We start from the raw sequence: 24,308 nt of genomic DNA on the forward strand, positions 1-24,308 counted from the left end.
AAATTTTGGTCAGGGTGAAATTCTCATAAAGCTTTAACTCAGTTTACCAGTGCGTAATGTAATTGGCCTGGGGCTTTCACGGTCTTTATTGCTCCAATACAACATAGAGTTTTCAACAGTCTGGATGGCAATGGAACCTGTGCCAAATTTACCAATGCAGAAACCGGAGCCTATGTAGGTCATGGAATGGATCCATTCTTGTGTGAATGTATCCGACAAATTCAGATAGCTAAATGGCTCAACTATTTTTATATCAGTGACTACTGTTGAGGGATAATAGTTCATAGGGATTTTGATATTGTATTTTTCTGATCCACAGTGTAAAAAACGTTCAAACTGATGGCATGTTGGAATCAAATACTCGCTATCTTCGGAAGTCGTACAGTAACGAGCCCCTTGTGAAATCCACTTTACAAATCTTTTTCCCCAGGTGACTGGAGGCTGATATTCACACTCTGTTTCATCCTGATCTTTGACAACAAAAGAAATCTTGTCGTCTTTGTCTTGAAAAAGTGACATTAAGTATTCATCAGCACCGTCACCACAAATTGAGACATCAGTTTTATCCCCAATTTGAAAGATTTGGAGTGTTATTTTGTTGGAAATAGCCGGATTTATTAATGACTGACGTGTCAGAGTAAACGGTTCCTTTATATAAAGCTTGATCGTCTTTGCATGATTTGTTTCCCTGCCTGCAAATGAGCCGCTGCTGTTTTTCTCCATACTGTTGTTCGCTGTTCGTGCAGGGAGAGACATAGTGTTAGCTGTAGAGGATATATTCATCAGGTTTGCCTGACTTTGCCGTGAATTTACACGAAAAGCCTTGAGCAGCAGGCTTTTCGAACAGATTTCTGTATTGTGAACTTGCGGACTCAGGTTTTATTATTACTTTCTTTTTATCAACCGGGTGATTAAAAAAAGTAAAAAGCTGGCCACAACCACTGAAGGGGCAGCAGGCGTGTCCAGAAACCATGAAGCCGCCAGGCCTCCGGACACACCAAGGATGCCAAGCAGCACTGAAACAATCACCATCTGCTCTGGTGTGCGCGCCAGCCGCTGGGCGGTCGCTGCCGGAATAATCATCAGGGAGGTAATCAGCAGAACACCGACTATCTTCATGGCTACGGCGATCACCAGGGCCATTAGCAGGGTTAGTGTCATTCTGAGTTTCCTGACCGGAATGCCCTCCACCTGGGCCAGCTCGGCATGAACAGACATGGACAACAACGGTTTCCAGAGCCATGCCAGCGTCGCCAGAACCAGGGCACCTCCTCCGTAAATCCAGTAAAGGTCCGAGGGGCCGGTTGCCAGCAGGTCACCGAACAGATAGGACATCATATCTACCCGAACATTATCCGCAAAGCTGACGGTGACCAGACCAATGGATAGCGAACTGTGGGCAAGGATTCCCAGCAGGGTGTCGGATGCCACTTGTTGTTTTTCCTGGAAGCTGACCAGGATAGCGGCGATCATCAGTGAACTGGCGATAACGGCCAGGTTGATATTGATATCCAGCATCAGCCCCAGTGAAACCCCCAGCAGAGCAGAGTGAGAGAGGGTATCGCCGAAATAGGCCATGCGCCGCCAGACCACAAAGCAGCCCAGTGGTGCTGCCAGCAGAGCCACGCCATAGCCTGCCAGTAAGGCAGATAAGAGAATATCCGGCATCATTGCTTTCCTTCAGATACAGGGCTTTGTGGCTCAAGAATATGCCCGTCAACGCCATGATGGTGGTCGTGATGGTGAGTATATACCGCCAGTTCGTCTGACGCTCCACCAAACAGGCGAAGGTACGCCGGGTGTTGCTTAACCTGGTGAGGATGGCCGGAGCAGCAGACGTGTTGATTGATGCAAATGACTTTATCGGTGGATGCCATAACCAGATGGAGGTCGTGGGACACCATCAGCACGGCACAGTGCTCCCGGTCTCTGGACGCGTTGCGAATCTCCGTGATCAGCTGGTAAAGCTCCTTTTGTCCGGTGACATCAACCCCCTGCACAGGTTCATCCAGCACCAGAAGGTGTGGTTTATGCAGCAGTGCCCGGGCCAGCAGAACCCTTTGCAGCTCACCACCCGACAGCGATTGCAGGGGAGACTGGAGCACATGGCTGACGCCGGTTCGCCCAAGGGCGTCATGAACGGCGGTTAAACGACAACCGGTCAGCCTCAGGAACCGGTTGACTGTCAGTGGCATGGAGTCATCAATATGAAGTTTTTGCGGCATGTAGCCAATGCGCAGCCCTTTTCTGACGGAGCGCTGGCCGGATGTGGGTTCCTGTAATCCAAGGGCTACCCGTACAAGGGTGGTTTTTCCTGCACCGTTCGGGCCTATCAGGGTAACGATTTCACCGGGATTCACCTGCAGGTTGATCCCGGTCAGTACCTCTCTGTTCTGGAACTTCATCCAGATATTGCTCAACTCTATTAATGGTTGATTCATAATATGTGATTATTCAATTCGTTTTGCAGTTGGTGCATAAACCAGCCAGCTCTATTGAGGCATCCGCAATGATAAAGCCGTGTTCACTGGCACAGTCTTCCAGGGAATGTTCAATGGTCGGGTGTTCAATTTCAATGGTGGTCCGGCATTGGGTACAGATCAGAAAGCAGCTGTTATGTGGCGTATTGGGTCGGCTGCAACCAAGGTAAGCATTAATGGATGTCAGGCGATGTACCAGTCCCTGTTCCTGAAGGAAGTCCAGGGCTCTGTATACGGTAGGGGGCTGAGCCGGTTTTGATTCCCCCTGAGTTAGCTCTGCCAGTATTTCATAGGCTCCGACCGGGCAATGGCTCTGCCAAACCAGTTCCAGCACCCTTTCTCTGAGGGGGGTCAGACGGACACCACGATTATGGCAAATGACACGAGCTTCCGTTAAAGCCTGCTGAATACAGGCTTTATGGTTGTGTTGAATATAAGGTGTATTCGTTTTGCGCATAACAGATGCCATTAATATTTGTTACAATATAACAGTTTTGCGTGAATATTGATATTTGGCTCAGGGAGCCTGGGGAGCTAATGATAGAGCATCGGGCCGTGGCAAGCTTCAAACATCATGTTATGCGCGTTATGTCTCAGAAAACTCAATGAATGGTATCATTTTATGATACCATACTTTTAGTGTCCTCTATGAATGCCAAACACCGAAAAACGCTTATTGCGATTTACTAGGAATCAAACCCCAGGCAGTTAGAGTGGAGAGCCATTGAATCTCTCTTCATAGCTATTGGGGCTGAAGTTATTCAAGGTCGTGGTTCTCGCGTAAGATTTCATAAAGATGGGGAAATTGGAACCTTCCATAGGCCTCACCCTAAAAAAGAGGCAAAGCCTTATCAAGTGAAAGATGCACGGGACTTTCTAAGCAGAATTGGAGTTAAGCCATGAATACAATGACACACAAAGGATATTCAGCCATCCTGGAATATAGTGATGATGACGAATGTTTTGTTGGTCATATTGCGGGCATAAAAGACCGGGTTGGGTTTCATGGTGAGTCAGTAACAGAGCTTAAAAATGCTTTTCAGGAAGCGGTCGAAGATTATCTTGAAACTTGTAACGCTGTTGGCAAAGAACCTCAACAGCCATACTCTGGAAAATTAACGCTTCGTATTCCCCCTGAACTCCATGCCTCAATTGCCACAGCAGCCCAAGTGAGTGGTCAAAGCATTAATCAATGGATTTCAAGTGCACTCAGCCGGGCATCCCGCATATAAATCTGCGCATAGTCGGGTTAGGACTGGTTTTTCTCCAGTCCTCCCTGCAACACCATATATGCGGGTCCGCAGACAGTGGCCTTTCACTCCATCAGCTAATGCTCATGCCCGGCGTATAAAAAATTCCAGATTACCTATGGTGCCCCTGAATTTTACACTAGGAGTTTGAATAAATTGAGATACTTCGATTTAGTAAAATTAAAAATGGCCGAAATTATTCAGAATATTAGATATCAAACCAGTATATTATGAAAATATGTAAAAGTGGCATCACTATATCGTTTATTTTATCTTTAGCTTTGAGTGCTAATTCAATATCGGATGAAAAAAGTGCTTCATATATTTGTATAGGTGATAAAAGTATTGGCTTTAACTGGGAGAATAAAAATTGGGTTGAAACCAGATTTAATACTGATAAATACCTTGTTAAGAAAATAAGTAAGAAAATGTTAGAAAATGATTTTGCTTATTCGGAGTGCCATAATCTGTTAAAAAGTAAAAGTGAAGATCGGATTGACGTGGAGTATGCTTGTTACAATATCAGGACTGTCGGTGAACATTATTATCCTTTCGAAACAGAAGTATGCACTGAATTTTGGACTCCATTAGATATAAACAAAAAATTAACCCAAGTAAATTGTAAATACTTCAGTTTTAGGCCAAATGGCTGGTTTCATAGAGCGTTCACTCACTCAAGTTTAGAAGATAAACCATATAAAGACTCATTGGGTGTATCTGTAGGAAAGTGTGCAAAATTATGAGTATCTATATTTTCTAAAAAGATGGAAAACGCTTAATGAATAAGGGTATAGATCAGCATTAGCTGTCACGAATAAAAGAATTGCTAAATTTAAAAATGGTATTCTTTTAATGCTAGCAATAATCATGGGGTTAAAAATGCAAGATCATTATAAAGTGCTAGGCCTTACACCAGATGTCGAAGATGCAGTAATAAAAGCAGCGTATAGGGCATTATGTAAAAAATATCATCCAGATAAATATTCTGGTGATAAAATGTATGCAACAGAGTTAATGAAGAAAATCAATGTTGCATATGAGACACTTTCACACCCAAAGAAGAGGGAAGAATATGATAACAGCTGGGGGAAAAGTAGTGATTATGAAACAAATACCTTTAAAGATGAATATAATGCCGATGAAGAGATAGAAAATGAATGGAATTTTGCAACAGAGTATTACCCAAACTTACTAGAATTACATAATCATCTATGTAAAATATCTTTGCCATTGGGGTATGCCTTTAAACTGTTAATAATTGATTCAAAAGAGTTTGGAAATCCTAATATTATTGCTGCAAAACTCGAACATCAGTTCCTAGAAAAGTACTTTGGTACAAAAAAGGTTATACAAAATACTGCACTTAAATACATACTAAACGATAACAGAATAGCAGCAAGAGAGCTGAATAAGGCTGTTAAAGTTTTTGGTGAGAGTTTGGATGAACATGTGGTTTTAAATAAAATAAAGAAAAAGTTCCCATTCAGAAACAGTACTAACAAAGCCGATAATAAATATCAAGAAGCACAAAGTTCACCCAACGGAATGAATAAAGGGATAAATACATTTATTATTTCTCTGGGTGTTCTCTTTTTCGTTTTTGTTATATTTGCAGTAGCTGACAAATGAACCTGCAACTAAAACCAAGGCTTAAGGCTTCATCCTACCTCCCTATGCACTGCGGAGAAATCTATAGCAGATGTTAGCTATCAGTGCAATAATTTAAGTGCTTCAATTTAAAATCATTAGATTATTTTGTGCGTACGAGCAGTCTGAAAAGCACTCCAGTTGACATCCCTTTCTCCTCTTTGCCAGTAACGTGCCACAAAAATGAAAACACAGAAAATCCAAAAGTATGACAGTATAAAGTATGATCTAACAATCCATTCATATAATGTCCATAATATAAATGCTTCAAATGCAGCTCCCATTAGAATCCATGGCTTGTAAGCTGCCAGTTTTGCGTGATGTACTACGCCCAGTGTGCCAACAATGTATGAGTTAAAAGCTAATAATGATATAAAAGTATCGTTTGATATCCACAGTAAGGTTAAACTTAGCAGAAAACTAATTAATACATACCCCTCTATAGCTCGATAAACCGGATACCTTAATGTTTTCTGAGCTAGCCGATATCTTTCCCATCGAGAGGTACTTCCTATGAATTGGCTCAATACAATTTCATTATTAATTGATTTCAAGAACTTGCTCCTTTTACTTAAATTGACACAATTAACTAGATATCGACAAAAATTCACAAAAGCTAGATAAGTAATAAGTGATTTTGGCTAATAGCACCTACATTTTTTAATTAAAAACGGCACCACTCTGTTTTCAGGGTGGTGTTATTCTAATTCATCCAGGCAGATTTAACAGGTCATCTGCGTGTTTGATCCTTAATCGAAGCATTTCCTTAAATTCATTTGGATCAAGAAATTGTCGAATCAGGCTACCTTGGTGTTGTTGATCCATCGTTGTTTCCGGATAAATAAACGTAACCAGTCGGGATATCCAGAACCTGAAGGCTGCCAGTTGCAATATTAATGGCCAGGCTTTTTTCTCATCCTCAGTAAAAGGGCGAACCTGTGCATAGGCATCCATCAATACTTTGGTACGCTGATCATCCAGTTCAAGGCTATCGGTAATACACCAGTCGTTTATTGTGACGGCCAAATCATAGATCAGCCAGTCATTACAGGCCTGATAGAAGTCGATCACGGCTGAGATTCTGCCCTGATCAAACAGTACATTATTATGAAACAGGTCGCCATGAATCAGCCCGGTTGGCAGGTTGTCAAACGCAAGCAAAGCATCAGAGATGCTGTGCCATTGCTCAGCCATAAAGTGGGCATCATCTTGGCCAAGTAATGGAATGAGTCTTTTCTGCTGGGCATCAAGCCAGGCAAGTCCCCGCTGGTTCTCCTGATAAAGGGAGGAACCTTGTCCTGCCTTATGGATTTTTGCCAGCATCGCACCAATCTGCTGGCATTGGTCCAGAGAGAGGTTTCCGGCGTCAGGGTGCTGCCCGGCAAAGCATTGCACAATCAGCGCCGGTTTGCCTTTTACCGACTGGAGAGCAACGCCACTCTTATCCCGAATCGGGTTGGGTACAGGCAGGCCGAACGCTTTAAGCTCATCCGTATAGTGGATAAAAAATGGCAGCGTGTCGGCGGGCAGATACTCAAAGAGGGTTAATACAAAGCGCTGGCGACTGCCCTTGTCATCAATATCCAGAAAGTAGTTGGTATTTTCAACGCCACTTTCAATGCCCTGGAAGGACGTTAAGTTACCCAGGTCATAACGAATCAGAAGTTGCTCGATTTCCTGTTGTGTCAAATGGGTATAAACAGACATGAAGTCCCTGTTCCTGGATGATTATATCTATGGTTCTGTTGGTACTTAGTGCCACTCAAAAATGGTCCATGAAGGCACTAGCAGGATACGTTTTGTTGGATCAATGGGGTTGCCTTCGTTATCTGAGGCAATCAGGTAGTAGGGCTTACCTACCTTGGGAATCACCTGAACCGCATAAAGCTGGCCACCGACCCGGTACTCTTTATAAGTCCTGGAATCACCGGCACGAATCACGACCGATGTGTCATCCCTGTTCTCCAACGCTTCAGGGCGCAGGTGTCTGGGAATCTTTTTAATGGCTTCATCAGTAAACACAACCGCTCTCTGGCCCCTATCCGTATGGGTTGTTGGCTGTTCCGGCTTTGAACCTTCCGGACTTTGTGCCGCACAGCCACAAAGAAACAAGGGTAGGAACACCAGACCCAACTGCGCTCTTTTTATCAAGGGTTTCATCAGGAGCCTCATGATAATTGCGGTGGAAACCATTAAACTGCTGGGGAGCATTCTATACCCAGTTACCCAGAATCGTAAGTGAGTCCGTAATCCATGTCAGAACAAGCCAGTACGCCGCCACTCATACTCGTCGACGGCTCATCTTACCTTTATCGTGCCTTTCATGCTTCTGAGCGGGCCAATCTGCGCACGGCTGATGGTCGACCAACGGGCGCTATCCGGGTCATGACAAACATGTTGCGCAGTCTGATGCGTCAATATCAGGATAGCCATGTTGCAGTCATTTTTGACGCCAGGGGGAAAAACTTCCGCCATGACCTGTACAGCGAGTACAAAGCCACCCGGAAACCAATGCCGGACGACTTGCGCTCACAAATAGAACCCATACATCACATTGTTCGTGCGCTTGGCCTGCCTCTGTTAATGATTGAAGGCGTTGAGGCGGATGATGTGATTGGAACGCTGGCCAGACAGGCAACCGAGAAAAAGATCAACACCATCATTTCCACGGGCGATAAGGATATTGCCCAGCTGGTGACTGAGCATGTGTCGCTGATTGATACCATGAATGATGCGTATACCGATCAACAGGGTGTTGAAAGTAAGTTTGGTATTCCTGCCAGCCTGATTATTGACTATTTGGCATTGATGGGCGATAGCAGCGATAACATCCCGGGTATGCCGGGTGTTGGTCAGAAAACAGCATTGGCTCTGCTTAATGGCATCGGCAGTATCGATGAGATTGCCGGGCGGTTGGATGAAGTGGCTGCGCTTGGTTTTCGGGGGAGCAAAAACTTTGCTGAGAAGTTCACCGAGCACAAGGACATTGTGTTGTTGTCCCGGCAGCTGGCCACCATCAAGACCGATGTAGAGCTGCCGGTTGCCATTGAAAGTCTGGAAATGCAGCCCCTTGATAAAGAGCAACTGTTAGCGCTGTTTAAAGAGTACGAATTCAGGACGTTGATTGCCGAGTTGGAGAAAGAAGGCTCTGTTTCCGATGGCAATGAATCTGACGAACAAACATCAGGTACTACCGGTGAGTATTCAGTGGTCACTGAGGAGACCGAGTTTCTTGACTGGATAGCACAGCTGGAATCGGCAGAGCTGTTTGCGTTTGATACCGAAACCACCAGCCTGGATTACATGGTGGCTGAACTGGTGGGAGTTTCATTTGCCATTGAGCCCGGCAAGGCCGCTTATGTGCCCGTTGCCCATGATTATCTGGGAGCACCAGCCCAGCTGGAGAGAAACTGGGTACTGGAAAAACTCAAGCCTTTGCTGGAAGACCCGGCCAAACAGAAAGTAGGTCAGAACTTTAAGTACGACCAGAGCGTGCTGGCCCGATATGACATTCAAATCAAGGGGGCCGCTTTTGATACCATGCTTGAGTCCTACTGTTTGAACTCCATCGCCACCCGGCACAATATGGATGCCCTGGCTGAGCATTACCTGAATCATAAAACCATCAAATATGAGGATATTGCCGGCAAAGGTGCTAAACAACTGACGTTTAACCAGATTGAGCTTGAGAAAGCAGGCCCCTATGCGGCAGAAGATGCGGATATTACGTTACGTCTCCATCTTGCCATCTGGGAGCAGTTGCAGGCTGAGCCTTCGTTGACGGCGGTGTTCCGGGAAGTAGAAATGCCGCTGGTGGATATTCTTTCACGTATTGAGCGCCATGGTGCCCTGGTGGATGGTGTCCTGCTTAAACAACAGAGTCTGGAGATTGGCCAGCGTCTCAAGGAACTGGAGCAAGCAGCCCACGATGTGGCAGGACAGGCATTTAACTTATCATCACCCAAACAGTTGCAGGAGCTTCTGTTTGATAAGCTGCAACTGCCGGTTATCAAGAAAACGCCCAAGGGTCAGCCATCAACTGCTGAAGAGGTCTTGCAGGAGCTTGCCCTGGACTATGAATTGCCCAAGCTGATTCTTGAGCATCGTAGCTTAAGCAAGCTCAAGTCCACCTATACCGAGAAACTTCCGCAGATGATTAATGGGGCGACGGGTCGTATCCATACCTCTTATCATCAGGCAGTCACCGCCACTGGACGACTATCCTCCTCGGATCCTAACCTGCAGAATATTCCCATTCGAACCCCGGAAGGTCGTCGGGTGCGACAGGCATTTATTGCACCGGAAGGTCACCAGCTGGTGGCGGCAGATTACTCCCAGATCGAGCTGCGAATCATGGCACACCTCTCTGGCGATAAAGGCCTGCTGGATGCTTTTGCCCATGGGCTGGATATCCATAAGGCGACAGCGGCTGAAGTATTTGGCGTGGCGCTTGATGAGGTAACGGGTGATCAGCGACGAAGTGCCAAAGCCATTAACTTTGGCCTGATCTACGGCATGTCTTCGTTCGGACTCGCCAAACAGCTGGGGGTATCCAGAAAATCGGCACAGGAATATATCGACCTGTACTTTGCACGTTATCCGGGTGTTTTAAGGTACATGGAAACAACCAAAAACTTCGCCCGGGAAAAGGGGTATGTGGAGACAATATTGGGTCGTCGTCTGTATCTGCCGGAAATCAATGCCAGCAATGGTATGCGCCGTCAGGGGGCTGAACGAACAGCGATCAATGCGCCTATGCAGGGCACTGCCGCAGATATAATCAAGAAGGCAATGATCAGGGTTGATGAGTGGCTGCAAGCGTCGGGGCTTGATGCCCGTGTCATTATGCAGGTCCACGACGAACTGGTGCTTGAAGTTGCCAATGAGAGTGTTGAGGCCGTTGTTGAAGGGATAAAAGTGCAGATGTCCAGTGCTGCCGAGCTCAGTGTTCCACTCTTGGTTGAAGCCGGTATTGGGGATAACTGGGATGAAGCCCATTAGTACACGGTTTCAATGTATTTGATGGGTTCCTTCTATTTGTAAGTTTTTTGTAAACGGTGGAACTTTATTACCATATTGCTTGTCTCATATAGTGAGTCTCAAATGAGTTGCTCCTTGTGTGTTAAGTGTTGTTGATGTTGAAGCGGTATATGTTTCCCCGCATCTATCGTGTAAAGCCAGTGTCCTTTTTCAGGATGCTGGTTTTTTTTAAATTTTTTTTATTTTTCAGGGAACTTTTTGGAATTTTGCTTGTCTGAGTATATGAGGATGAGAAAAAGGCAGTAGTTCGATTCTGATTTCTCGTTGCTCACTGTGTGTTTTGTGTTGACATTAACTTGAGTGGTAGGCTGCTCCCCTGTAGCCGAAGCTATATAGCCAGTATCCTTCCCCCGGATGCTGGCTTTTTTTCTGCCAAATTTTTTATCCAACCGAGTCTAAAGAATGGCCTTTGTTGACCGTTAAATAACCTGTGAGGTGGGCTTGGTTGATTACTTCCATGGGATGCTGAGTCACCCGGATCGCGATAAACCCTTAGCTGTGTACTTTGTCGATGTTGCTGTAACAATAGAGACGTCATGAAACGGTCATCTTCCCCTGATGACCGTTTTTTTTTGCGCCTGTATTTTTCATTTCTTTATCTCTGTCTCAGGTGTCTGCCCCGTTGTTTGGGCGCTTAAACCACAACCTGATTTTGCCGGTGTTTCAGGCAGCAATTTATACTCTGCAAGACACTTGATAACACTTTTCCGATAACGAGGGGCCCTTCCCCCACAACAAACACTTGATTTTTTATCCAGTGGGCAGCGGCGCTCAACTTTCCATACACCATAATTTTGTGGTCCGGGAAGGGGTGATTTTTGTCCGTTACTGTCACTTTGGGTTGTATTGGAGGAACTGACTGTCACCTGGCTTGCGCAACCACCGTCCAGCACCTTTGTTGTTGCTTGCATGATAATCTCTCTATTGACCAGTTACTCCACGAGGCATTCAGCAAATTGGACAAGCCCCTTAGCTTGAAGCAATAAGCGACAGTTCCTGTACCGCTACTGACAGCATGGCAAGGTTTTGCTCTCTGGCGGATTGTATTTCCCGGATTGTCGCTTTCCAGCGATCAATCAGCTCAGCATTTTTTTCCAGCCACCGCTTAAGGCGCTCTTCCGGCTTTCCCTGTGAATGGGTCAGAACATGAATACAATTATCATTGAGGGTTCGATCCAGCTGATCTTTCAGGGAAGATTGTGCCTTGCGTTGCCAGAGGTCGTTAACCGGCAGTTGACGAATACGTTCTCTTAACCAGGGCAGGCACAGATAATCTTCAAGGGCAAAAAAGACAGAGGCCACATCAATAACGGTAAATTGATATTCATTCGCCACACTGACCATAAACAGTACGTAATAAAGATATCGAAGGCTCGCACAGGTTTCCGCCAGCGTTTGCGGCAGCTGTGCTTCCTGAAGCCGGGTAACCCTGCCACCCAGCCAGGCACAATCTTCCTCTCCCAGCAGCTCCGCCAGTTGTCCGCTGACGGCACAGACGCCCGGTTTATAGTTACTGATGAGCGACTCTATATCCATAGGGCAGCCATGATTCTTCAGCAACCAGATGCAGGCTTTTTCGATATGCTGCTGTATTCGAAACAGTTCAACTCTCTGGATATCATCTTTGACATCAAAACCCAGGCTTTCAAATTGATCCCAGATGGATGGAATGGAAAAGATCTCTTTTATCGCCATAAATGCCCGGACACAATTAAGCTCCGACTGTCGGGTTTCCTGATGGATATACTCAATAAACGTTGCTCCCATCCGGTTGCCAACCTCGTTGCTGAGATGGGTCGCCAGTATTTCAGTTTTTAATGGATGATGTTTGATCTGATCAGGGAACTGGTTGCGCAGCTGTGATGGAAAATAGTCCAGCAGTTTTGCCGCCAGTATCGGGTCATCAGCCACATTGGCCGAGACCAGGGATTCAAACAGCTCCAGCTTGGTATGGGACAAAAGAATGGCTATTTCTGGCCGGGTAAGGCCTTCACCGGCTTTCACCCTGGCTTTAATTTCTGTATCCGATGGCAGGCCATCCTGAGCCCGGTTAAGACGCCCTTTTTGTTCGAGATTTCTGATCAGAAAGCGATGGTCATTAAACAGCAGAACATTCTGTTGCAGGCTCAGGCTTAGCCTCTGGCTCTGTAAAAAATTATGCCTGAGAACCAGCCTGGCGATCTCATCGGTCATACTGGCCAGCAGACTATTACGCTGCTTTATGGTTATGTCACCATCATCCACCATCTGATTGAGCAGAATCTTGATGTTGACTTCATGGTCTGAGCTGTTGACCCCCCCTGAGTTGTCTATGGCGTCGGTGTTGATCAGGCCCCCCCTGCTGGAGAATTCAATTCTTGCCAACTGAGTCAGGCCCAGGTTTCCGCCCTCCCCTACCGCACTGGTATTCAGTTCACTGGCACTGATCCTGACATTATCATTGGACCGGTCCCCGACATCGGCATTGCTTTCACTGCAGGCTCTTATGTAAGTGCCAATCCCGCCATTCCACAACAGATCCGCTGGTGCTTTCAGAATTGTCTGGATAAGTTCCGCAGGCGACAGAATGGTTTTATCCGTTGCCAGTGCGGTTCTGGCCTGCTTGCTCAAAAGAATGCTTTTCAGCTGGCGACTGAATACGCCACCACCTTCTGATAGTTTGCTGCGGTCGTAATCGTCCCAGGAGGACCGGGGTAAATTAAACAGGCGCTGACGCTCATTGAAACTGACTGAAATATCCGGATCAGGATCAATAAAGATATGCTGGTGGTTAAAGGCGGCGATCAGACGAATATGGTTGGAAAGTAGCATGCCATTGCCAAATACATCACCGGACATATCACCAATACCGATGACCGTAAAATCCCGGGTCTGAGTATCGATTTCACGCTCTTTGAAGATCCTTTTTACCGACTCCCAGGCACCCCGGGCAGTGATCCCCATTTTTTTATGGTCATAGCCCTGGCTGCCACCAGAGGCAAACGCATCCCGCAGCCAGAACCCATAGGATTGGGATACATCGTTGGCGATATCGGAAAAGCTGGCGGTGCCTTTGTCCGCTGCCACCACAAGGTAAGGGTCGTCATCATCGTAGCGTATGACGTTTTCAGGAGGGATGATGTTTCCGCCCTGCAGGTTATCGGTCAGATCCAGAAGTCCGGAGATAAATGCTCGATAACATACAATCCCTTCCGCCTGTATTTCTTCCCTGGAGCCATTGGCCGGGAGATTTTTGGTGACAAAGCCCCCCTTGGCCCCGTGGGGAACAATAATGGCATTTTTGATCATCTGGGCTTTGACCAGCCCCAGAATCTCGGTGCGGAAATCCTCCATCCGGTCTGACCATCGTAATCCTCCCCTGGCAATCTTCCCACAGCGCATATGGATGCCTTCAAAGCGAGGCGAGTAGACAAATATTTCAAACATGGGCCTTGGCTGAGGTGAGGTTGGAATCTTTTCCGGTTGCAGTTTGAACGACAGATAACCTTTTGGCTCCCCCTGTTTCTGATAGGCGCTGGTTCTCAACATGGCCTCGATAACACTGAGAAAGTGACGCAGGATCCGGTCTTCATCAAGGTTGGCGACACTGTCCAGCAATTGGTAAATCCTGTTAGAGCAGGCATTGGCCATGTTAAGGCGATCACCACGGAAATCCGGATAAAAACGGATGCTGAACAGGTCTACGATTTCACGCACCACCGATGGGTTACTGTTCAGCACTTTCTGCATATAGCTCTGGCTGAAGGGCACTGGCAGTTGCATCAGGTATTTGGACAGAGCCCTGATGAGCACAACCTGCTCACAGTTCAAACCGGCTGAAACCACCAGGCCGTTGAAACCGTCATTCTCCATATCCCCCTTCCAGGTGCGATTAAACACCTCCCGGAACTGCTCCCGCAGATGGGTATCTTCAAGGTTGGTCTGGTTTGAGTTGTCAACGTCCGGCGGGTTTATTTTGGCTGTCAGAGCGTTATCATGGCCATCAGGCTCGATACTGAAATCAAGCACCCAGGCATTTTCCTGACGGTAGGGGCTGATGGCGTAAGGCCTTGCGCTGCGAACCCGGACGCCCATTTGCTCAAGAATGGGAAGTACATCTGAGAGTGCCAGGAGAGGCCCTTTACCCAGCACCCGGAAGTGCCACCGATAATGGTCGGTAACCGGACGGTAGAGACTGGTTTTTATCTGATGACTGTCTTTTATCGATTCCAGACGTTGAATGTCTGCTACTGCCTGTCGGGGGGTAACATCCTCCCGGTACGCGGCGGGAAATGCCTGCAGATAACATTGTGCCAGCCGGTTACCCGAAGCCTCGCCAAATGCCTCTTTTAACGCCTGTTGCAGGTAATCTGTCCAGTTCAGCATCGCTTCGTGAATCATGGCTTCCAGCCGTTCAACATCGATATCCTGCTGGCTGGCATGACGACAATGCACGGTAAATTGCAATTGCGCCATTGGGTTTTCCGATAGCTGAACATTGAAATCAATACTGTTGCCACTCAACTCACTGAGCAGGATCTGTTGCATCTGTAAGCGAAGTTCTGTGTTGAAATTATCTCTGGATACGTAAATAAGCACCGTAATAAAGCGGTCATAGGGGTCGGGACGAAGGAATACTTTCAACTGCCGCAATTCATGGCAGTCAAGAATCCCGTTAATGACGGTCTTAAGTTGTTTAAAACTTGCCTGCAGGAGCTCGTCCCTTGGATAGTTATGAATAATGTGGCGAAGGGCATTACCCCGATGGCTGTTTATCGGGCAACTGTTGCTTTTTAAAAGCCTGGCCACTTTCTTTCGTATCAGCGGGATGTCATCCAGCGGGACGTTGTAGGCGGTTGACGAAAACAGTCCGAAAAAACGCCATTCCCCGGTGACTACACCGGCATCGTTAAATTGTTTTATCCCGATATAGTCCAGGTGTGCGGGTCGATGAACCGTTGAGCGGCTGATGGATTTGGTGATAACCAGTAACTCAGGTGCCTGAATTTGTGAGGCAATATAGGGGGACAGCTCTTGCTCTACCGGATGCTGATGGGGGCCCTCCCGAAATGTCCCCAGACCGGTTTTGCTGTTGGCGCGTAGTCTTAGTGTGTTTGACCCATGGATGATCTCGTAATAGCGAAAGCCGATGAACAGAAAATTGTCTTTTTTCAGCCACTTCATAAAAGCAAGCGCTTCTTTCTGTTCAACATCCGGTAATGGCACAGGGTGGCTTTGACACCATTGAATGGCGTCATCCAGCCTGGTTTGCATTGCCTCCCAGTCAGAAACCACTTTATGAACATCCGCAACGATATCCCGGATACCGGCAGCGACTTTTTCTAAATCCAGTTGTTCCGGTTGGCGGTCTATTTCAACCCGAATAACGGCCTCGGTTATTTCTGCCTGTAGCGTGCTGATGCCTTGCAGCTGACCTGTGCTGTCTCTTTCTAATCGAAGGGTGGGGTGATTCAGGCTGTAAACTTTTATTTTCTGACGATCAAGCTCCATCAACACAGAAGACACCAGAAAGGGCATATCATCCGTGATAATTTCAACAATGCTGTGTGTGGAGTGCCAGTGGTGGGTTTCCGGTTCCGGGTTGTAGACGCGGATCTTGATTTGTTCCGGCTGCCGGGCCTGTAGAAACTGCCACAGGCAGAGGAGTGCGCCATAGCAGTCATCGGTATTGATCCGGGTCAGGTCTTTGCTGGCAACTCCCCGGTAATAGGCATCAGCAAGCGCCTGTATTTGCTCATATTCTTTGGTTGACATGCGCTTTGCCAGAAGCGATTGAACCTGATTAACGATGATGGCTCGAAAATCGGTAAAGCGGTCCATGATATTCCTCTGTCACTGGAATTGAGTACGGCAAACTGTCCCACCTGATTTGCCGGGTTATAAGTAGTTAACCAAATGAAATCATATATTTCTGACTAAGTTGTCAGTCACTCTGCGCCGTTGCAACTCCGGTCACATAGCTACGGCTATGCTCCCTACGTTGCGCCTTGCATAGCAACTGCCCACTTAGCCAGAAATATACGATTCAATTTGGCCAACTACTTACCATAACTGTCAATGCTTATGGGCCAGAATAAATTGATCACAACGATCTACTATCATTGGTTTTCCGCAGTGACAACTTTTGGGTGACATCGATCAATACCGCTGTATAAAGTTGCGTTTGCTCTATTGGCAATGAGCCGATTAAACAGTGTCTGGTTGCGTTAACAATGTCAGCCTGGCTTTGCTGACAGCCTTCTTGTTGAGCTTTTCTGTCAAGCTGCTCGTCAAGCCTCTCGTCAAGATAGTCGAGAAATAGCTAAAATGCCTTGGGATTGCTGATTTTGCGGGGGCTAAGCATAATCCGTAGTCCTGATGGAATTTGCAAGCGGCGTCCAATTCTGGTATAAAGCCCGATCTTTGTATGAGGGTAGCTGCTGATGAGTCTTGAAGGTCTCTTGACTCTGTAACCATGGGCAGATCTGCCCGAAGCAGACACTGGAATTCAGTTAAGTTTTCCGGCCTCATGGCTGGTGATTTTGGTTTAAGAGACGGTTTGAGAGGCCATCCACATGTCCAAGGTTTGTCAGGTTACCGGCAAGCGCCCGGTTACCGGGAACAATGTTTCCCACGCTCAGAATAAAACCCGTCGTCGCTTCGTGCCTAACCTGCACCACAAGCGCTTCTGGGTTGAAAGTGAAAAGCGCTTTGTGCGCCTGCGTGTTTCTGCAAAAGGCATGCGTATTATCGACAAGAAAGGCATTGATGCCGTTCTGGCTGATCTGCGCGCCAGCGGTCAATCTTTTTAAGTCGAGATAGCTAACTTAGCAGGAGCATAAATCATGGCTAAAGGTATTCGTGAGAAAATCAAGCTGGTTTCCAGCGCAGGCACTGGTCATTACTACACCACCACCAAGAACAAGCGTAATACGCCTGACAAGCTGGTGTTCAAGAAGTATGACCCGGTTGTTCGCAAGCACGTTGAGTACAAGGAATACAAGATCAAGTAAATCTTGTTTGCTTTGCTCTGGTCCGTATCAGGCAAACTGATACGGACCGCCACTCACTTCTGTTGCGCTTTCCCCCCTCTGTTAATATTCCTGCTCAGGATCAAAACCTGCCATCCCCTGCTTTGCACTTAGTAACTGTGTGCTCTCACTACTGTTGCATTGTGGTTGCACTGTTATAATGCGCGCCATTCAAGAACATCAGCTGTAGGTCATGATGAAACCGGAACTCCTTTCGCCAGCCGGAACACTGAAGAATATGCACTTTGCTTTTGCTTATGGTGCAGATGCTGTTTATGCTGGCCAGCCCCGCTATAGTCTGAGAGTCCGCAATAACGACTTTAAACTGGATAATCTGAAAAAAGGCATCGATGAGGCTCACGCCCTGGGCAAAAAACTGTATCTGGCCAGTAATATTGCGGCCCATAACAGTAAGGTGAAAACCTATCTCCGGGATATGGAGCCGGTTATTGCCATGGGGCCTGATGCACTGATCATGTCCGATCCGGGTTTGATTATGATGGTGCGTGAAACCTGGCCGGATATGCCAGTCCACCTCTCGGTTCAGGCGAACGCAGTGAACTTTGCCACGGTAAAATTCTGGGCCAGGCAGGGGGTTGAGCGGATTATTCTGTCCCGTGAGTTATCCCTGGAGGAGATTCAGGAGATCCGGGAAGAGTGCCCTGATACCGAGATTGAGGTCTTTGTTCATGGTTCGCTCTGTATCGCTTACTCGGGCCGCTGTCTGCTCTCCGGTTATATCAACAAAAGAGACCCAAACCAGGGAACCTGCACCAATGCCTGTCGCTGGCAGTATCAGGCCCATGAGGCGAAAGAGACTGAGAGCGGTGATGTGATTCCGGTCAGTAGCAGCCCGGAAATGGTTACTCCAACCCTGGGGACTGGCGAAACATCTGACTCTATTTTCCTGTTGCAGGAAAGGGGGCGTCCGGACCAGTATATGCCTGCTTTTGAAGATGAGCATGGCACTTATATTATGAACTCCCGGGATCTCAGGGCTGTCCAGCATGTTCGTCGCTTGACGGAGATGGGCATTCACTCCCTCAAGATCGAAGGGCGCACCAAGTCTTTTTATTATGTTGCCAGAACCGCCCAGGTATACCGTCAAGCCATTGATGATGCCGTAGCGGGGAATCCATTTGATATGGGCATGATGGACACTCTGGAAAATCTGGCCAACAGAGGTTATACCGAAGGCTTTTATCGTCGCCATGTGCACGATGAGTATCAGAATTATGAAACCGGTAACTCACGGGAAAGCAAGCAGCAGTTTGTCGGTGAAATTGTTGAGTTTGACGATCAGCAGCTGACGGTGGATGTGAAAAACCGCTTTGAGTTGGGGGATACCCTGGAGCTGATGACCCCCAAAGGCAACTATGTGTTTAATCTGGAGCATTTGGAAAATCGCCGTGGTGAACGTATTGATGTAGCTCCCGGATCGGGCCACCTGGTAAAAATACCAAAGCCTGACGGTGTGTTGCCAAATGCCCACTCACTGCTGGTGCGTAATCTGCCCTAATCCGGTGATACTCTGAGTCGATAAGATCGTTATGGATCTTACGACCTTTACCAGTATTTTTTCCAGCTCTGCCTATAAGCCGTTAAGCCAGCATCGACAGGTGATCCTGGATGCCCTGGTGCTATTGAACAGGCAGTTGCAGAGCCGGTTAACTGCCGATGACCAGTGGCATGAACGGGCGAAATGGCTTGTTGATTTTCTGCCCGCCGTGGAAAAACTGGAGCAGGAAATTCTGGCCAGGCTCAACCAGCCAACATTGACCGCGCAGCCCAAGGGGCTGGTGCTCTCCCTCTTACAGACTCAGAATAACCTGGCACACCTGATCTGCCGACTGGCTGAGCGATTAACGTACCGACCTCCCAGGCTTACCGAAGACTTGCAGCGTTCTGTTGAACAGTTGAATCAACACTTTGCCAGCGTTGTTTATAGCTTGAAGTCGGGCGTTGCAAAACAGGACCGCCTGGGCATCGCAGGATTTAGAAAACAACAATCCCGGGCTTTGCTGGAGGTTAATCAGGAAGTAAAGATGGCTGTGGATGAACTGCGGAATATGATTTCAGCCTGCAAAGGTGAAGTCTTCCAACATGAAGGCGAGTTGGACCCACTTGATATGGCCCTTTTACTACTGTCCCTTGAAGATATGGATGACCTGACGCTCTGGATTCGCTCAATGGTCATCCACATGCAACAGCTGTAACTGATCAATGTCGGTGAGATGAGAAGCGGGATTTTTACAGAATCCTGACTTTACTTGATAATGCACTCTGCCCGCTTTTTCTGAGTTTTTTCCAGGTACTCCTGAAAGTCTTTTGGTAGTCTTCCAGTGGTTGAGCCTTCCCAGTACACAGTTTGTCCGGCTGGATTTTCATATTGAAAGGTATGCTTTGCGACAGTTCGTCGGCGTTTGCCCGTTTTGCCCGGGTCGTTAATGTTGTCCAGATCTGAGAGCGTAATACCAAGTTCCGCCATTTCTTTGTGTATAGCGACAATGTCTTTCATCTTTTTCTGTCGTTTTGCATCCTCTTTAACCCTGGATTGCAATTTTTCCTTATGTACCCCTTTCAGGCGGTCCAGAATTTTTTCCAGCTCCTGAACACTGACATCTTTGAATAGCGAGCGAATCCGGGATTTACTACCTAGCCGATGATGTAACTCATCCAGTAATTTCATTGTATACCCTCAATCTACTGGAGCCTTTGACCGTATGAGGCAATAAATAATGCATCAACACGGACATTAAGAAAGTCGACAAATATCTGTAACGCAAGACTGGAACGGTTACCTGTCAGTTACGCAGGTATGGGGTAATTCACAGAATGGTTCTGCTTATTACTCGTTCGATATGAATAAAAGTAATGTATTTTGTTTGATTGGCAAGAAAATGGTGAGTTTGACCCTTATAAAATGCTGCTCTTCATTTTACTGGTTACCCCTGTTAACAGTCGGTTACTGCCCTCTATTTATCAAGTTATAAGGCACATGTTTTATTCAGATACATTGGAGGGATCCTGTTTACCCGTCGATAACAGACGCTATAGCCCCGTATTTTCTGCTCATGGCGATTGGGGGTTACCGGTTGGCCTGGATAAGTGACTAAATATGCTCGGACGCGTAGTTCTTCCAACAGCACTGCTGCTATTGACTTACGGCTTTTGGGTTAGCTCAGAGCTTCAGGTGATCACGGCAGGTGTGGTTATTTTTCTGCTGGGCATGGTTTATCTGGAAAAAGGGTTTAAGGTCTTTACGGGGGGGCTGCTTGAGGCGTTCCTGCAGAAAACCACTGACAGTCTCTGGAAAAGTCTGGCCTTTGGTATCACCACGACCGCAGTCCTGCAGTCCAGTTCGCTGGTTTCCGTCATTGTTATTTCATTTCTCAGTGCCGGCCTGATTGGCCTGGCTGCCGGCGTTGGCATCATTTTTGGGGCAAATTTGGGCAGTACTGTCGGTGCATGGTTAGTTGCCTTGTATGGTATGAAGTTAAAGCTGATTTCCTATGCCATGCCATTACTCGTTTTCGGTTTGATTTTGAGGAGCCAGCGGGAGAAAACATTCAGCGGCTTCGGCTGTATTTTGCTGGGTATAGGCTTTCTCTTTCTTGGTATTCATTACATGAAAGAGGGTTTTGAAGCATTCCAGACTGTGATTGATTTCAGCAGCTTCTCAATGGAAGGAATGCAGGGCATTCTGGTCTTCACACTCTTTGGTGTTCTGGCCACCATCATCATGCAGTCCACCAATGCGGTATTGGTGCTCACCTTTTCAGCCCTGGCAGCGGGGCAGTTGACTTACGATAATGCGTTAGCACTGGCTATCGGTTCAAATATCGGTACAACCATAACGGCAGTGCTGGGAGCGATGGGGGCAAATGCAGCAGGGAAGCGATTGGCTGTGGCACATATTACGTTTAATGTGGCCACCGCTGCTCTGGCTATCCTTTTGTTGCCCCAGTTAAAAGTGCTTGTGGATTTTACTGCCGGACTCTTTCCAATCGGGGCAGACGACTACACTCTGAAGCTTGCGCTGTTCCACAGTCTCTTTAATGTCATGGGAATAGTGGTTCAACTTCCTTTTTTCCAGCTGCTTATCCGTTGGCTGGAGACGCTCTTTGTCGATCCTGACAGGCAGTCTCATCTGAATCTTGCCACTGAGGATAATCCTGCCATTCACCGGGCGCGCTACTTAACCCCGGCAACACTGAATTATCCGGATACGGCGCTAAGAGCCCTGACCCGGGAGTGCGACCATTTATACAGAAATACACTCGAACTGATCTGTTATGGAATATATCTTACCGGCGACAAGCTGAGGGAGTCGGACAGTCTGACGGATCTGGTGAACAGCTGGATGCGCGATGATCAGCCATGGACCATAAAAGAGCTGTATATCCGACATATCAAAGGTATCTATGCGGACATTATTCACTATTCAGGAGCCATAGAAGGGAATCTTCCCAGAGCGCAGGTGCAGGAGTTATTTGCACTTAAAGTTGCCTGTCGTGATTTTGTCCAGGCCATCAAACATGTCAAGCATATCTATAAAAATATGGGGCATTACCTGCATTCGGATAATGAGCAGATACGCCACCAATACAACCAGCTCAGACTGTGCCTTGCCTCTGTCCTGAAGCTTATTGATGTATTGGGAGTCCGACGCAATTATGATCATATTCGTCAGCATGCGGAACAGTTAAAGCAGGAGCTGAGCGAGCAGGATGAGCAGATGCACAGAAAACTGAATGAACTCATTCGCTCCAATCAGGTTGACTCATTTATGGCCAGTTCTTTGATGAATGACAGTGCTCATGTACATGATGCCTGCACCAGTCTTATTGATGGAGCCGTGATTATGTTGACCAGGGATCGCGAAGAATATCGAGAGATCGATCTTAATTTTGAGGCTCGTTCTACTCCCCCAAAAAACGTTGCTGGTTCTTTTGAAAAATGAGTGGGCTATGAATTACTCACTGACCGACCTCGTTCAGGTTTCCAGACTCGGGAGAAGTGGCAACTATTATGTATGCAGTGACTCCAAGGGAATTTTCACACCCAGAAGTTCATAAGCGAAGCGGATAACTGCTACCTCTGCTGCCCTGATGTCGTCATTAGCAAGTTGGGTTTTGCTGGCAGCCCCGGCGAAATTCAACACGAGATTTGCGTCGGCAAAACGGCCCAGATCTATTGAAAAAATACCAATTTCTTCCGTCAATCTCTCAATTTCTCCTTCTTCTGCCAATCTCTCAGCATCCGAATGATTCTCACTGACTGCCAGTGATAACATCAAGGCTGCTTCATTGCTCAGGGTGGCCGGATTGTCGCTTTCCTTCGCCAGCAGTGTTACCAGTTCCCCCTTCTGGTTGTCCTTCAGCAGCTGGATCAAATCTGACTCCGGATTGAACAACGCCTCCTGAAGTCCCATGTATATCTGAGCCAGCTTTTCGGCACATTCAGGCTGCCTGGGGTAGCTCAGACAGGCAGAGAGGCGGGCGACGGTTTCCCGGTTAAAGTTGCCATAGGGTACTGGCTCATCCAGACATCCGAAGCCCCAATTGCCGGTAATCTGCCTGCCTGCCAGGGTTAATGCATCTTTCAGCTGCGTCTGCTGTTGCAAAGTAAATTCTGGCTCCGGGAATGCGCAGACAATAAAGTGCTCCAATAATGGTTGTCGATAGTTGAATGTCGTTGGTTGACCCTGATGTACCTCGGGCTGGGTAATTACCAGCTGATTGTCTTCCGCCGCTTTGTTTCTTAAAGTCGCGCTGGGATCGGAGTCTGGAATGTCATGGAATTTCTTGGCAAATAACTCAATTGATTCCTGATCCATGCAGTTGTTAGCGGCCAGCAGGATTTTTATGGCGTTCAACTGGCTGGATTCTGCAATCAGGATTGAATGCAGATTAAAGGCAGTGGTGAAGTTATGGCAGATGTGCGCGAGTACATGTGCAGGAACCTGTTTCAGGTTTTCACCCAATTGATTAAGCCGGTTGGCCAGGACCTCCGCCCCCGGCTGATTACCAAAACTTTCAGTCGTGTACTGGTTTGTTGACTGCGTTGTCAGAAGCTGATGGACAGGATGAGCCAAAATGGCCCGGGTTGTGTGGGTAGCTGGAAGAATCATAGAAACACCTGTTAGTTAATAGGGACAACCAGTTTCCATAAGCTACACGCAAGCTAGAAAAGCCAGTGATATCCTGAATTTATATCAAGCAGGCTGAGTGAACAGCACTGATCGTATGTAGACCTGTCAGGTCAAAGACCCGAACAGTTCGTCCGTACTGTTTTTGACACTGTGCGGTCAGATTAGTTCCTCACCACGTTGTTATGTACGTTGTTGAACCAAGCCGCTAACGCGGCAAAAAATACCGTTCATTCCAACCTGTGAGAAATATTCCGGCCCTGCTTCTTGACCAGAAACTGCATGCCGAGACCAGATACAACCCGAATCAACATGCCGTTCTTTCAACCAATTTTCGTCCTGCCAAAGACCTGAAGCTGTTTGGCTGGTAGCTGTGCTCTTGCCAGAAGACGACAACAGATAGTCTGAGTAAAGTAGCAATTCCCGCAAAAAATAGAAAAATGAAGATTTTCCCTTAATTGTTTTATTGATTTTTTAGACACAATTAGACACAAATAGAACCATCAGAAAAAAAACTGATCAATAGGTTAACTTAAATACACTGAAGAAAATGGTTTTTTATTGGTAACTATGCCGTATCAGGGAATAAACTCCGGATGCTTATCATTTTTCGTTTTGGCTGTTCACCAGGTTTAACTCGCTTGCCTTTTGCTTTTGGTTCAGGTGCTCCCTGCAATATCAGCCCCTTCATGAATAACGCCCAAGAACTAACCACGAAAATCTCAAAGAA

Annotated in this window: 20 protein-coding genes; 10 read left to right on the forward strand and 10 right to left on the reverse strand. The window is 47.0% G+C overall.

Going from position 1 to position 24,308, the window contains the following annotated elements:
* Positions 1–33: 33 nt before the first annotated feature.
* The 4 genes from ACO6VE_RS14780 to ACO6VE_RS14795 all read right to left on the reverse strand — a co-directional run bounded on the left by ACO6VE_RS14780 (position 34) and on the right by ACO6VE_RS14795 (position 2,937).
* Positions 34–783: a hypothetical protein gene (locus ACO6VE_RS14780; RefSeq protein WP_422444357.1), complete on the reverse strand. Its 750-nt coding sequence runs from the start codon at positions 781–783 to the stop codon at positions 34–36.
* A 102-nt stretch (positions 784–885) separates the two neighbouring features.
* Entirely contained in the window at positions 886–1,668 is a 783-nt protein-coding gene (gene znuB, locus ACO6VE_RS14785; protein WP_422444738.1) for a zinc ABC transporter permease subunit ZnuB, read from the reverse strand.
* Complete coding sequence (gene znuC / locus ACO6VE_RS14790; RefSeq protein WP_422444355.1) at positions 1,668–2,441, reverse strand: zinc ABC transporter ATP-binding protein ZnuC; 774 nt, start codon at positions 2,439–2,441, stop codon at positions 1,668–1,670. The genes znuB and znuC overlap by 1 nt, the downstream gene beginning before the upstream one ends.
* A gap of 13 nt (positions 2,442–2,454) precedes the next feature.
* Entirely contained in the window at positions 2,455–2,937 is a 483-nt protein-coding gene (locus ACO6VE_RS14795) for a Fur family transcriptional regulator (RefSeq protein ID WP_422444353.1), read from the reverse strand.
* Positions 2,938–3,203: 266 nt separating this feature from the next.
* On the opposite strand from ACO6VE_RS14795, the gene ACO6VE_RS14800 reads away from it, so the two are divergent.
* The 4 genes from ACO6VE_RS14800 to ACO6VE_RS14815 all read left to right on the forward strand — a co-directional run bounded on the left by ACO6VE_RS14800 (position 3,204) and on the right by ACO6VE_RS14815 (position 5,359).
* Positions 3,204–3,383, forward strand: a complete 180-nt coding sequence (locus tag ACO6VE_RS14800; protein ID WP_422462051.1) for a type II toxin-antitoxin system HicA family toxin — start codon at positions 3,204–3,206, stop codon at positions 3,381–3,383.
* Positions 3,380–3,712, forward strand: coding sequence for a type II toxin-antitoxin system HicB family antitoxin (locus tag ACO6VE_RS14805; protein ID WP_422462031.1), 333 nt, complete (start codon positions 3,380–3,382; stop codon positions 3,710–3,712). Before ACO6VE_RS14800 ends, ACO6VE_RS14805 begins: the two co-directional genes overlap by 4 nt.
* Positions 3,713–3,960: 248 nt before the next feature.
* On the forward strand, positions 3,961–4,473 hold the full coding sequence (locus ACO6VE_RS14810; protein ID WP_422462033.1) for a hypothetical protein: 513 nt from the start codon (positions 3,961–3,963) through the stop codon (positions 4,471–4,473).
* Between the two features lie 109 nt (positions 4,474–4,582).
* Positions 4,583–5,359 carry a J domain-containing protein gene (locus ACO6VE_RS14815; protein WP_422462035.1) on the forward strand — a complete coding sequence of 259 codons (777 nt, stop codon included), beginning with the start codon at positions 4,583–4,585 and terminating at the stop codon, positions 5,357–5,359.
* Positions 5,360–5,475: 116 nt separating this feature from the next.
* Here the strand turns inward: ACO6VE_RS14815 and ACO6VE_RS14820 are convergent, their stop codons facing one another.
* From ACO6VE_RS14820 to ACO6VE_RS14830, 3 genes are all read right to left on the reverse strand, one after another.
* Entirely contained in the window at positions 5,476–5,931 is a 456-nt protein-coding gene (locus ACO6VE_RS14820; RefSeq protein WP_422462037.1) for a hypothetical protein, read from the reverse strand.
* 154 nt (positions 5,932–6,085) lie between these two features.
* Positions 6,086–7,084 (reverse strand): homoserine kinase, encoded by a 999-nt coding sequence (locus tag ACO6VE_RS14825; protein ID WP_422462039.1) that lies wholly within the window; start codon positions 7,082–7,084, stop codon positions 6,086–6,088.
* Between the two features lie 45 nt (positions 7,085–7,129).
* On the reverse strand, positions 7,130–7,537 hold the full coding sequence (locus ACO6VE_RS14830; RefSeq protein ID WP_422462041.1) for a DUF2782 domain-containing protein: 408 nt from the start codon (positions 7,535–7,537) through the stop codon (positions 7,130–7,132).
* Between the two features lie 93 nt (positions 7,538–7,630).
* On the opposite strand from ACO6VE_RS14830, the gene polA reads away from it, so the two are divergent.
* Positions 7,631–10,378, forward strand: a complete 2,748-nt coding sequence (gene polA, locus ACO6VE_RS14835) for a DNA polymerase I (RefSeq protein ID WP_422462043.1) — start codon at positions 7,631–7,633, stop codon at positions 10,376–10,378.
* A gap of 1,008 nt (positions 10,379–11,386) precedes the next feature.
* Here polA and ACO6VE_RS14840 read toward each other — a convergent pair.
* A complete protein-coding gene (locus ACO6VE_RS14840) occupies positions 11,387–16,237 on the reverse strand; it encodes an NAD-glutamate dehydrogenase (RefSeq protein ID WP_422462045.1) in 4,851 nt (1,616 codons plus the stop codon).
* A 734-nt stretch (positions 16,238–16,971) separates the two neighbouring features.
* On the opposite strand from ACO6VE_RS14840, the gene rpmB reads away from it, so the two are divergent.
* From rpmB to ACO6VE_RS14860, 4 genes are all read left to right on the forward strand, one after another.
* Positions 16,972–17,208, forward strand: a complete 237-nt coding sequence (rpmB, locus tag ACO6VE_RS14845; protein ID WP_101745336.1) for a 50S ribosomal protein L28 — start codon at positions 16,972–16,974, stop codon at positions 17,206–17,208.
* Positions 17,209–17,241: 33 nt separating this feature from the next.
* Entirely contained in the window at positions 17,242–17,409 is a 168-nt protein-coding gene (gene rpmG, locus ACO6VE_RS14850; protein ID WP_034834535.1) for a 50S ribosomal protein L33, read from the forward strand.
* Positions 17,410–17,620: 211 nt separating this feature from the next.
* The gene (gene yegQ / locus ACO6VE_RS14855) at positions 17,621–18,946 is read left to right on the forward strand and encodes a tRNA 5-hydroxyuridine modification protein YegQ (protein WP_422444337.1); all 1,326 of its coding nucleotides are present in this window, start codon (positions 17,621–17,623) and stop codon (positions 18,944–18,946) included.
* Positions 18,947–18,977: 31 nt separating this feature from the next.
* Complete coding sequence (locus ACO6VE_RS14860) at positions 18,978–19,643, forward strand: hypothetical protein (protein ID WP_422444335.1); 666 nt, start codon at positions 18,978–18,980, stop codon at positions 19,641–19,643.
* A gap of 50 nt (positions 19,644–19,693) precedes the next feature.
* Here ACO6VE_RS14860 and ACO6VE_RS14865 read toward each other — a convergent pair whose 3' ends face one another.
* On the reverse strand, positions 19,694–20,116 hold the full coding sequence (locus tag ACO6VE_RS14865) for an H-NS family nucleoid-associated regulatory protein (RefSeq protein WP_101745333.1): 423 nt from the start codon (positions 20,114–20,116) through the stop codon (positions 19,694–19,696).
* Positions 20,117–20,545: 429 nt separating this feature from the next.
* Here ACO6VE_RS14865 and ACO6VE_RS14870 point away from each other — a divergent pair, with 429 nt between their 5' ends.
* Positions 20,546–22,390: a Na/Pi cotransporter family protein gene (locus ACO6VE_RS14870; protein ID WP_422444332.1), complete on the forward strand. Its 1,845-nt coding sequence runs from the start codon at positions 20,546–20,548 to the stop codon at positions 22,388–22,390.
* A 66-nt stretch (positions 22,391–22,456) separates the two neighbouring features.
* Here ACO6VE_RS14870 and ACO6VE_RS14875 read toward each other — a convergent pair whose 3' ends face one another.
* Positions 22,457–23,560: a hypothetical protein gene (locus tag ACO6VE_RS14875; RefSeq protein WP_422462047.1), complete on the reverse strand. Its 1,104-nt coding sequence runs from the start codon at positions 23,558–23,560 to the stop codon at positions 22,457–22,459.
* Positions 23,561–24,308 lie beyond the last annotated feature (748 nt).

The organism is Endozoicomonas sp. ALB115, assembly GCF_049310245.1.
Classification (GTDB): Bacteria; Pseudomonadota; Gammaproteobacteria; order Pseudomonadales; family Endozoicomonadaceae; genus Endozoicomonas.

Coding starts and splice junctions, on each gene's coding strand:
- ACO6VE_RS14780 (WP_422444357.1), bottom strand. CDS start 783: ATGAATATATCCTCTACAGCTAACACTATGTCTCTCCCTGCACGAACA.
- znuB (WP_422444738.1), bottom strand. CDS start 1,668: ATGCCGGATATTCTCTTATCTGCCTTACTGGCAGGCTATGGCGTGGCT.
- znuC (WP_422444355.1), bottom strand. CDS start 2,441: ATGAATCAACCATTAATAGAGTTGAGCAATATCTGGATGAAGTTCCAG.
- ACO6VE_RS14795 (WP_422444353.1), bottom strand. CDS start 2,937: ATGCGCAAAACGAATACACCTTATATTCAACACAACCATAAAGCCTGT.
- ACO6VE_RS14805 (WP_422462031.1), top strand. CDS start 3,380: ATGAATACAATGACACACAAAGGATATTCAGCCATCCTGGAATATAGT.
- ACO6VE_RS14810 (WP_422462033.1), top strand. CDS start 3,961: ATGAAAATATGTAAAAGTGGCATCACTATATCGTTTATTTTATCTTTA.
- ACO6VE_RS14815 (WP_422462035.1), top strand. CDS start 4,583: ATGCTAGCAATAATCATGGGGTTAAAAATGCAAGATCATTATAAAGTG.
- ACO6VE_RS14825 (WP_422462039.1), bottom strand. CDS start 7,084: ATGTCTGTTTATACCCATTTGACACAACAGGAAATCGAGCAACTTCTG.
- ACO6VE_RS14830 (WP_422462041.1), bottom strand. CDS start 7,537: ATGAAACCCTTGATAAAAAGAGCGCAGTTGGGTCTGGTGTTCCTACCC.
- polA (WP_422462043.1), top strand. CDS start 7,631: ATGTCAGAACAAGCCAGTACGCCGCCACTCATACTCGTCGACGGCTCA.
- ACO6VE_RS14840 (WP_422462045.1), bottom strand. CDS start 16,237: ATGGACCGCTTTACCGATTTTCGAGCCATCATCGTTAATCAGGTTCAA.
- rpmB (WP_101745336.1), top strand. CDS start 16,972: ATGTCCAAGGTTTGTCAGGTTACCGGCAAGCGCCCGGTTACCGGGAAC.
- rpmG (WP_034834535.1), top strand. CDS start 17,242: ATGGCTAAAGGTATTCGTGAGAAAATCAAGCTGGTTTCCAGCGCAGGC.
- yegQ (WP_422444337.1), top strand. CDS start 17,621: ATGATGAAACCGGAACTCCTTTCGCCAGCCGGAACACTGAAGAATATG.
- ACO6VE_RS14860 (WP_422444335.1), top strand. CDS start 18,978: ATGGATCTTACGACCTTTACCAGTATTTTTTCCAGCTCTGCCTATAAG.
- ACO6VE_RS14865 (WP_101745333.1), bottom strand. CDS start 20,116: ATGAAATTACTGGATGAGTTACATCATCGGCTAGGTAGTAAATCCCGG.
- ACO6VE_RS14870 (WP_422444332.1), top strand. CDS start 20,546: ATGCTCGGACGCGTAGTTCTTCCAACAGCACTGCTGCTATTGACTTAC.
- ACO6VE_RS14875 (WP_422462047.1), bottom strand. CDS start 23,560: ATGATTCTTCCAGCTACCCACACAACCCGGGCCATTTTGGCTCATCCT.